We start from the raw sequence: 9,465 nt of genomic DNA on the forward strand, positions 1-9,465 counted from the left end.
TATAAGTTTGTTTTATGGGTTAAAACTATGCTGCAAATCTCTGTTTTTTTTAATTAAAAGCAGAGATTTGTTTTTTACAGCTTTTTTATTTAAAATAATATATAAAAAATTAATATATTTACGAATACATAGTTTATTTATGAAAAAAAGACATCAACAAAAACTAATTGTTTTAAGTTTAGGACTTCTGATAGCTTTTAACTTACCTATTTTATTACTTTTTGATAATTCAGAATCTTTTTGGGGTTTTCCAATAATTTACATTTACATTTTTTCTGTTTGGTTAATTTCTGTCTTAATATCCATGTTGGTTGTAAATCGTTATTATGAATAGTATTGTACTGGTTTTTATTTTATTGGTCTATTTAGCGTTTCTGTTTTACATTGCTTATTGGGCCGAAAAAAAAGGCAATATTAAATGGACAAATAACCCTTATGTTTACACATTATCACTTGCAGTATATTGCACCGCCTGGACCTATTATGGGAGTATAGGGGTAGCGGCAAATTCAGGGTTAAATTATTTAGCTATTTATATTGGTCCTGTACTTATAATTCCGGCTTGGATAATAATTCTTCAAAAAATTATTAGAATTTCTAGGATAAATAATGTTTCCAGTATCGCCGATTTCATTTCACTACGTTATGGCAACAGTCGTTTTTTGGGAGCAATTGTAACTCTTGTGTGCTTGTTTGGAATTCTTCCGTATGTAGCATTACAATTAAAAGCTATTTCAGAAACTTTTCATTTGGTTACAAAAACATCTTCCAGTTCATTAATATTTAATGACACTACAACATATGTAGCAATTGCCTTAGCTTTATTTGCATCATACTATGGAACACGGTATGTAGATGCATCAGAAAAAAGAAAAGGAGTTGTTATGGCTGTTGCAATTGAAAGCATATTAAAATTGCTTTTCTTTGTTGTTGTTGGGGTTTATGTTACTTTTTTTGTTTTTGATGGTTTTAATGATATTTATGAACAAGCATCAAAGCTAACAGGTTTTGCTGCAAAAAACAAAATAGGGGGACTTACTCAAGGTATCAACTGGTTTTTTTTATGTATGGCTTCTTTATTTGCGATTTTTTTATTACCCAGACAATTTCATATGTCTGTGGTTGAAAATAATAGAGAAAAACACATTAAAACAGCAATTTGGTTATTCCCATTATATTTATTGATTTTTAATTTATTTGTATATCCCATTGCATGGGGCGGAAATATAATATTTGCTGGTCAAAACGTAAATGCAGATACTTATTCTTTAATGATTCCGCAATATTTTAATAATGAAATATTAACTATAATGGTTTTCTTAGGCGGCTTTTCAGCAGCTATATCTATGATTGTAGTTTCAAGTATTAGTTTGTCAACCATGCTGAGTAATAATATTTTGATCCCATATACAATTTTGGGAAAATTAAAAAATGAGGATCAATTTGTAAACAATAAAAAAATTGTAAATATTAGAAAAATAGGTATTTTTTCGATCATTATAAGTTCCTACTTTTTATATCGCTTTTTTGCCTTGGATTATAATTTAGTTTCTATAGGTTTAATTTCATTTGTTGTTATTGCGCAATTAGCTCCTGCATTTTTTGGTGCAATATTTTGGAGAAGAGGTTCGCGATTAGGAGCAATTTGGGCATTAATTATTGGTTTTTCTATTTGTATGTACACCTTGTTAATTCCGTATGCTATTGGAATTACAACCGAAAGTTCTTCATTTATTTCTGAAGGTTTATTTCAAATAAACCTTTTAAAACCGTTTCAATTGTTTGGATTAAAGTATTTAGAACCAGTACCACATGCTTTGTTTTGGAGTCTTTTGCTTAATACCATGGCTTATTTTTCTATTTCTGTAAGTTTTAAAGGAAACTATCGAGAAAGAAATTATGCAGAAATGTATGTTGATATAGAAAAATACAGCAGCAATCATGAAAGCGCATTTATATGGAAAGGAACCGCTTATACAAGTGATATTCAAAAAACATTAGTTCGCTTTTTGGGACAAGAACGTACCAAAAGGGCTTTGCTTATTTTTAATAAAAAATACAATGTAGATGTTACAAAAGATTTAGCCGATGCCAGATTGGTTAAATTTGCAGAAAACCTTTTAACAGGCCATATTGGAACAGCATCTGCACGAATATTGATTTCAAGTATTGTAAAAGAAGAAAAAGTTACCTTAACAGAGGTGTTAAAGATTTTAGAAGAATCAAAAGAAAATATCATCATCAATAAAAAATTGACTGAGACATCAAATGAACTTCAAAAAATATCATCACAACTTAAAAAAGCAAACGAAAATTTAGTCATAAAAGACCAACAAAAGGATGATTTTTTAGACACAGTAACACACGAACTAAGAACCCCTATAACAGCTATTCGAGCAGCTAGTGAAATTTTACATGATGATGAGGAAATTTCCAATGAATTAAAAAAACAATTTTTGCAAAATATTATTTCAGAATCGGATCGTTTGAATCGTTTGATCGATAAAATTTTAGATTTAGAAAAATTTGAAACCGGAAAACAAACCATAAACCCATCATCAAATAACCTTGTAAATACCATTAAAAAATCAATAGAGCCATTGCAGCATTTGATTAAAAATAAAAATATTATAGTTGAGTTGGATTGTGAAAAAAGCATTAAATGTTACTATGACGAAGACAGGATTATTCAGGTAATAACAAATTTACTATCCAACGCTATTAAATTTTGTTCTGAAAATGATGAAAAAATAATTATACATTGCAAAATAGAAGATATCTTTGTAAAAACAACCGTTACCGATAGCGGTAAAGGAATTAATCCAAATGATTTTGAATCTATTTTTGATAAATTTTATCAATCAACCAATCAAAATATAAAAAAACCAGTTGGAAGTGGCTTAGGATTAGCTATATGCAAACAAATAATTGATCATCATAAAGGAAAAATTTGGGCAGAACATATTGAAAAAGGTGCTAGTATTTCATTTACTTTACCCATAAATAAAGATTAAATTATGAAAAAAATTTTAATAGTTGATGATGAACCAAACATCATTATGTCATTAGAATATACATTTAAAAAAAATAATTACGAAGTTTTTATAGCTCGTGATGGTCAAGAGGCATTAGATATTTTAAAATTTAATATTCCAGACATAATTATTTTAGACATTATGATGCCTATGGTTGACGGTTATGCTACATTAAAACAAATTAAATCAAATAAAAAATTAACGAATACTAAAGTTATTTTTCTTTCGGCAAAAAATAAAGCAACCGATATTGAAAAAGGTATTTCACTTGGAGCCGACGCATATTTAATCAAGCCATTTTCAATTAAAAACATAGTCGATAAGGTTTTTGAACTTGTTTCTATTTAAACATACCAAATTGAGCTGCATATAGGCTTACAAATTTTTAAAATTAGTGTGTGTAGAGTACTTGTATTACAAATACATAATTTAAGGAGTCTTAAAAACCATTTTTTTTGTTGATAAACGTTTTAAAGTTGAAACACAAACATGATTTTAAATGGAAGTTTTAACACCACAAATCGTTTATTGATTGCAAACAAAATTAGTATAGATATACTGATGTTGATCGTTTTACATTTCAGCACATATTTATGAATACTAAATTAATCATCAAATAACATTGGATTTCATAAAAACCTTATTGAAACATAAAACAAACACAAAAGCTATATTAATTTAGCAATATAATTCATTTTACCTTAGTCAAAATTATTATATTTACATTATATTTAAAAAAGATTATATTAATTAATTGGTACATTTAATTATTAAAATAACAAACAATTTAAGAAATGAGTTACTATAAAATTACAGATTTAGAGAACTATTTTAAAATGTATAGAAAATCGGTTAGAGAGCCCCGAAAATTTTGGGATAAAATCGCCGACGAAGAATTTTCATGGTATCAAAAATGGGATAAAACCTTTGAGTATGATATGGAAGAAGCTAATTTTAAATGGTTTTTAAATGGTAAATTAAATATTGTAAAAAACTGTATTGACCGTCACTTAAATAAAAGAGGAGATAAAACAGCTATAATTTTTGAACCTAATGACCCACAAGAAGAGGCGCTTCATATCAGTTATAACGATTTATATGCTCGTGTAGCTAAAATGGCTAATGTTTTACAAGATCAGGGCATTAATAAAGGGGATAGGGTTTGTATATATTTACCTATGATACCCGAACTAGCTGTTTCTGTATTGGCTTGTGCTCGTATAGGGGCTATTCATTCTGTAGTATTTGCAGGTTTTTCTGCTTCAGCTGTTGCTGCTCGTATTAATGACAGTGATTGTAAAATGGTTATAACTTCAGATGGAGGTTTTAGAGGAAACAAAACAATTGATTTAAAAGGAATTGTAGACGAAGCATTAAATAAATGTCCGTCTATTGAAACCGTATTAGTTGCAAAGAGAACGCATACTGAAATTAACATGTTAGAAGGACGTGATCAGTGGTTGCAGCCTTTACTAGATAATGCCATTGCAAACCATGTTGCAGTTGTTATGGATTCAGAAGACCCTTTGTTTATATTATACACTTCTGGTTCAACCGGAAAGCCCAAAGGCATGGTTCATACTACAGGTGGCTATATGGTTAACACGGCGTATACATTTAAAAATGTATTTAATTATGAAGAAAACGACGTGTATTGGTGTACGGCTGATATAGGATGGATTACAGGACATTCGTATATTTTATATGGACCACTTTTAAACGGCGCAACAACTGTAATTTTTGAAGGAGTTCCTTCTTACCCAGACTATAGTCGTTTTTGGGAGGTTATAGAAAAGCATAAAGTTAATCAGTTTTATACGGCTCCAACAGCCATTAGAGCCTTAGCAAAAGAAAGTTTAGAATTTGTTCAAAAATTTCCTTTAAAATCATTAAAAGTAATAGGGTCTGTAGGTGAACCTATAAACGAAGAAGCTTGGCATTGGTATAATGCCCATGTTGGTGGCAAACGTTGCCCATTAGTAGACACGTGGTGGCAAACCGAAACAGGTTCTATAATGATTTCACCATTGCCCTTTATAACTCCAACAAAACCAACTTACGCGTCTTTACCATTACCAGGTATTCAACCTGTTTTAATGAATGAATTGCGTAACGAAATAGAAGGCAACCAGGTTTCGGGAAGTTTGTGTATTAAATTTCCGTGGCCATCAATGGCACGAACCATTTGGGGTGATCATCAAAGATATAAAGAAACTTACTTTACAGCATTTCCTGGAAAATATTTTACAGGTGATGGTGCTTTGCGCGATGAGGTAGGGTATTATAGAATTACAGGTAGAGTAGATGATGTTATCATAGTATCGGGTCATAATTTAGGTACAGCACCAATTGAAGATGCTATAAACGAACATCAAGCAGTTGCAGAAAGTGCCATTGTTGGTTTTCCACACGATATTAAGGGCAATGCACTTTATGGTTATGTTATTTTAAAAGAATCAGGAGAAGGCAGAAATCAAGAAAATCTTAAAAAAGAAATAAACGAATTAATTTCAAGCCAAATAGGACCTATTGCAAAACTTGACAAAATTCAGTTTGTAGAAGGGTTGCCAAAAACACGCTCTGGAAAAATTATGCGTCGAATATTGCGTAAAATAGCAGAAGGTGATTTTACTAATTTTGGTGATACCTCAACACTTTTAAACCCAGAATGTGTGGAAGAAATAAAAGAAGGTAAATTATAAATTATATTTTTAGCATTTATATTAAAAACTGTTTCAATACCGAAACAGTTTTTTTTTTATATTTGGTAATATTTAAAGTTCAAATCAATGAAAAAATTAATTTTTATAATTATTATTTTAATAAGTGTTAGTTCTACATCTGTTTTTTCTCAATCTAATAAAAAGAAGAAAGAACTAGAAAAAAAGGCCTTGATGCTTAGCGATACCAAATCTGCAGATAAAAAAAAAGAGCCTAAAATAAAAGATTACAATAAAGTAATAACAAAAGAGGCAAAATCTGATGATGGATTATTTAAAACACATACTGTTGGAGATAATTATTATTTTGAAATTCCAAAATTACTTTTAAATAAAGAAATGCTTTTGGTTAGTAGAATTTCTAAAATTCCGTCAGAATTTGGGGGTGGATATGTTAATGCAGGTTCATCGGTTAACGAACAATTAATTGTTTGGGAGCGTTTTCAAGATAAAGTGCTTATAAAAGTTAAATCATATGAATCTGTTGCAAACGATAGTTTACCCATTTATATTTCTGTAAAAGCCAACAACTATGAACCTACATTATTTGCTTTTGATATTGCTGCTTTCTCCAAAGATTCGTCTGCAGTTGTAATTGATGTTACTGATTTTTACAAATCAGATGTAAAGGCTTTAAGCGGTTTGTCATCAAAAAATAGAGAAACCTATAAAGTTAAAAGTTTAGATAAATCACGAAGTTTTATTTCATCAATAAAATCTTTTCCAATGAATATTGAAGTGGTTCAAAACTTTACTTATATCGCTTCAAACCCGCCAATACTATCAGATTCTGAATCTCTTAGTATTCAAATGAATCAATCAATGATTCTTTTGCCAAACGAACCAATGAAGCCTAGACTTTTTGACCAACGGGTAGGATGGTTTACCATAAATCAATATGATTATTCAAGTAACGCATTAAAATCTGATAAAAAAACATACATTAAAAAATGGCGTTTAGAGCCAAAAGATTTGGAAGCCTATAACAGGGGTGAGCTTGTAGAGCCTATAAAACCAATTATTTATTACCTAGACCCAGCAACACCTGATAAGTTAAAAAAATACATAAAAGCCGGAGTAGAAGAGTGGCAAAAACCTTTTGAAAATGCAGGTTTTAAAAATGCTATTATTTGTAGAGACGCTCCCACAATGGAGGAAGACCCTGATTTTAGTCCCGAAGATATTCGTTATTCTGTTATTCGTTATGTAGCCAGTACCACCAGAAACGCTATTGGTCCAAGTGTGTCAGACCCAAGAACAGGCGAAATTATAGAAAGCGATATTATTTGGTATCACAATCATTTGCGGTCGTATAGAAATCGTTATTTATTAGAAACAGCAGCAGCTAACGAAAAAGCCAGAACATTAAACACTACAGATGAAGATATGGGCGAAATGATGCAAATGGTTATTGCACACGAAGTGGGTCATGCCTTAGGCTTTCCTCATAATATGGGTGCAAGTTATGCCTATGATGTAGAAAACTACAGACAGCCCGCTTTTACAAAAAAATTCGGCATATCGGCTAGTATTATGGATTATGCTCGTTTTAATTACATAGCGCAACCAGGTGATAAAGATGTGCGTTTTATACGTCAAATGGGATCGTATGATTATTATGCCCTAAATTGGGGTTATAGAAAAATTCCAAACGCTACAAATCCTGAAAGTGAATTAAGTGTTTTGAACAAATGGATTGAAGACAAAGCAAATGACAAAAATTACAAATTTGGTAGTCAAAGCAGTAAATTTGATCCTAGTTCTCAAACTGAAGATATTGGAAATGATGCGGTTAAAGCCAGTACATACGCCCTTAAAAATTTAAAAATTGTTTGCAATAATTTAGAAAATTGGACAAGTAATAAAACAAATAACTATGAGGATGTACAAGAATTATATGATGAATTGATAACTTGTTGGAGTAGGTATGTGGGTCATGTAGCAACAAACATTGGCGGTGTTTATGAAACCTATAAAAAACCATCACAAAAAGGGAATGTTTATAAAAATGTTTCAAAAGAAAAACAACAAGAAGCCTTATCATGGTTAAACCTTAATGCCTTTAGTAGTCCTACATGGCTTGTGAATACATCTATTTTAAAAAATACAAATTATACAGGATATTTAGAAAAATTTAGAAAATCGCAAGAACGAGTTTTACAAAAAATTTTGAGTTTAGAAACTCTCGGTCGACTTCAAAATGCTGCTATTATAGACAACAACAGCTATAAACCACTTGTTTTTTTAAAAGACTTAAGAAACGGAATTTGGAGCGAATTAAAAACCAATTCATCAATTACAATTTACAGAAGAAATTTGCAAAGGGCTTATATTGAACGGCTTAATTATTTGATGACTCAAGAATTAAAAAATAATTCATCGGAAGAGTATTATAATGTTTCTCAATCAGATGTTAGGGCATTTGTTCGAGGCGAACTAAATGTTTTAAACACTCAATTAAAAACAAAACAAAACAGTCAAACAAGCCTTGAGTCAAAATATCATTTAGAAGATTGCATTTCTAGAATAGAAAATATTTTAAATCCAAAATAAGCCTATTAACCATCAAATGCGATGTCTTAAATTATAAGTAACCAATAAAAACAAATTTGTTTATGATATAATTAATTTTTCAAAAAAAACTTTTTTAAAAACAAAAAACCACATCTTTTACAATGTGGTTTTTTGTTTTATTATGCCTCAAATTCAGGAGACTTTGCGGAGCTGGGCACGGATTACAAATCCACGCTATCGACCGAGTGACATATCTGAGCGGTCGTGGTTTTTTTTCTGAAAATAAACTTTACGATTGTTTTTTTTGTATTTTTGTGATTAAATAAATAGATAATTATGGAAACCGTTACTATTGACTCCTTATCCGAAAAGTTAAAAAATGCTCCAAGTTCTATTTTAGAAAAAATATGGGTTTATGCCGATACCTTATTAGAAAATAAGGAACTTACTTTTACGCTTTCAGAAGAACAAAAAGCACATTTATTAAAGCAAAATGATGTCCCTTTAGATCAATGTATTGATGCCGAAGAAGTTTACCAACAATTAAAGCAAAAATATGAGCTATAAAATTGTAGTTACTCCTGATGCAATTGAAAACATTGATAATGCTATATATTATTATAAAAAAGAAGTTTCTACTTCTGTAGCTAAACTTTTTATTGACGACTACAAAAAAACAATAAAAGACATACAGAAAACAAAATACTTTCAGTTTTTCTTTGAAGATTTTAGAGGTAATCCAATGAAAAAGTTCCCTTTTATTGTGTTTTATACTATAGACGAAAATATAAAAACAATAATTATCAAGGCTCTTTTTCATACTTCGCAAAATCCAAACAAATACACTTTACTATAATCCATAAAAAAAACCACATCTTTTACAATGTGGCTTTTACTTTTATTATGCCTCAAAGTCAGGAGACTTTGCAGAGCTGGGCTAGCGGGGGGCAGCACAATTTTCTTAATTAGAACACTTTGCGGAGCTGGGCAATTGCTCGTTTTTTTGTTGTATTATTTTATCCGCTCAACTTTGTAGGCACGAGCCAGAGGCATCGCGCTAGCCTTTGAAGTTATTGCTGCTCGGACCAGCTGGGGACAATTAGCTAGTTTCACAAAACAAAACAGACCTAATTCAAGATACATTTAGTTAACCATTTTTGCACCATTCATCAAAAAAAACTGCCTGAACTTATAAA

The 9,465-nt window shown here is 30.4% G+C and carries 7 protein-coding genes; all 7 read left to right on the forward strand.

Annotation, left to right across the window (positions count from 1 at the left end):
• Positions 1 to 139 precede the first annotated feature (139 nt).
• Complete coding sequence (locus tag AABM47_RS04085; RefSeq protein WP_338409654.1) at positions 140 to 334, forward strand: hypothetical protein; 195 nt, start codon at positions 140 to 142, stop codon at positions 332 to 334.
• Positions 327 to 3,014: a sensor histidine kinase gene (locus AABM47_RS04090; protein WP_338409655.1), complete on the forward strand. Its 2,688-nt coding sequence runs from the start codon at positions 327 to 329 to the stop codon at positions 3,012 to 3,014. The genes AABM47_RS04085 and AABM47_RS04090 overlap by 8 nt, the downstream gene beginning before the upstream one ends.
• A gap of 3 nt (positions 3,015 to 3,017) precedes the next feature.
• Positions 3,018 to 3,383, forward strand: coding sequence for a response regulator (locus AABM47_RS04095; protein ID WP_338409656.1), 366 nt, complete (start codon positions 3,018 to 3,020; stop codon positions 3,381 to 3,383).
• 446 nt (positions 3,384 to 3,829) lie between these two features.
• Entirely contained in the window at positions 3,830 to 5,737 is a 1,908-nt protein-coding gene (gene acs / locus AABM47_RS04100) for an acetate--CoA ligase (RefSeq protein WP_338409657.1), read from the forward strand.
• Between the two features lie 87 nt (positions 5,738 to 5,824).
• A complete protein-coding gene (locus AABM47_RS04105) occupies positions 5,825 to 8,308 on the forward strand; it encodes a zinc-dependent metalloprotease (protein ID WP_338409658.1) in 2,484 nt (827 codons plus the stop codon).
• 297 nt (positions 8,309 to 8,605) lie between these two features.
• Positions 8,606 to 8,836 (forward strand): hypothetical protein, encoded by a 231-nt coding sequence (locus tag AABM47_RS04110; RefSeq protein ID WP_338409659.1) that lies wholly within the window; start codon positions 8,606 to 8,608, stop codon positions 8,834 to 8,836.
• Positions 8,826 to 9,125 (forward strand): type II toxin-antitoxin system RelE/ParE family toxin, encoded by a 300-nt coding sequence (locus AABM47_RS04115; RefSeq protein ID WP_338409660.1) that lies wholly within the window; start codon positions 8,826 to 8,828, stop codon positions 9,123 to 9,125. The genes AABM47_RS04110 and AABM47_RS04115 overlap by 11 nt, the downstream gene beginning before the upstream one ends.
• Positions 9,126 to 9,465 lie beyond the last annotated feature (340 nt).

It is taken from the genome of uncultured Flavobacterium sp. (assembly GCF_963925415.1).
Taxonomy (GTDB): Bacteria; Bacteroidota; Bacteroidia; order Flavobacteriales; family Flavobacteriaceae; genus Flavobacterium.

Coding starts and splice junctions, on each gene's coding strand:
- AABM47_RS04115 (WP_338409660.1), top strand. CDS start 8,826: ATGAGCTATAAAATTGTAGTTACTCCTGATGCAATTGAAAACATTGAT.
- AABM47_RS04105 (WP_338409658.1), top strand. CDS start 5,825: ATGAAAAAATTAATTTTTATAATTATTATTTTAATAAGTGTTAGTTCT.
- AABM47_RS04090 (WP_338409655.1), top strand. CDS start 327: ATGAATAGTATTGTACTGGTTTTTATTTTATTGGTCTATTTAGCGTTT.
- AABM47_RS04095 (WP_338409656.1), top strand. CDS start 3,018: ATGAAAAAAATTTTAATAGTTGATGATGAACCAAACATCATTATGTCA.
- acs (WP_338409657.1), top strand. CDS start 3,830: ATGAGTTACTATAAAATTACAGATTTAGAGAACTATTTTAAAATGTAT.
- AABM47_RS04110 (WP_338409659.1), top strand. CDS start 8,606: ATGGAAACCGTTACTATTGACTCCTTATCCGAAAAGTTAAAAAATGCT.
- AABM47_RS04085 (WP_338409654.1), top strand. CDS start 140: ATGAAAAAAAGACATCAACAAAAACTAATTGTTTTAAGTTTAGGACTT.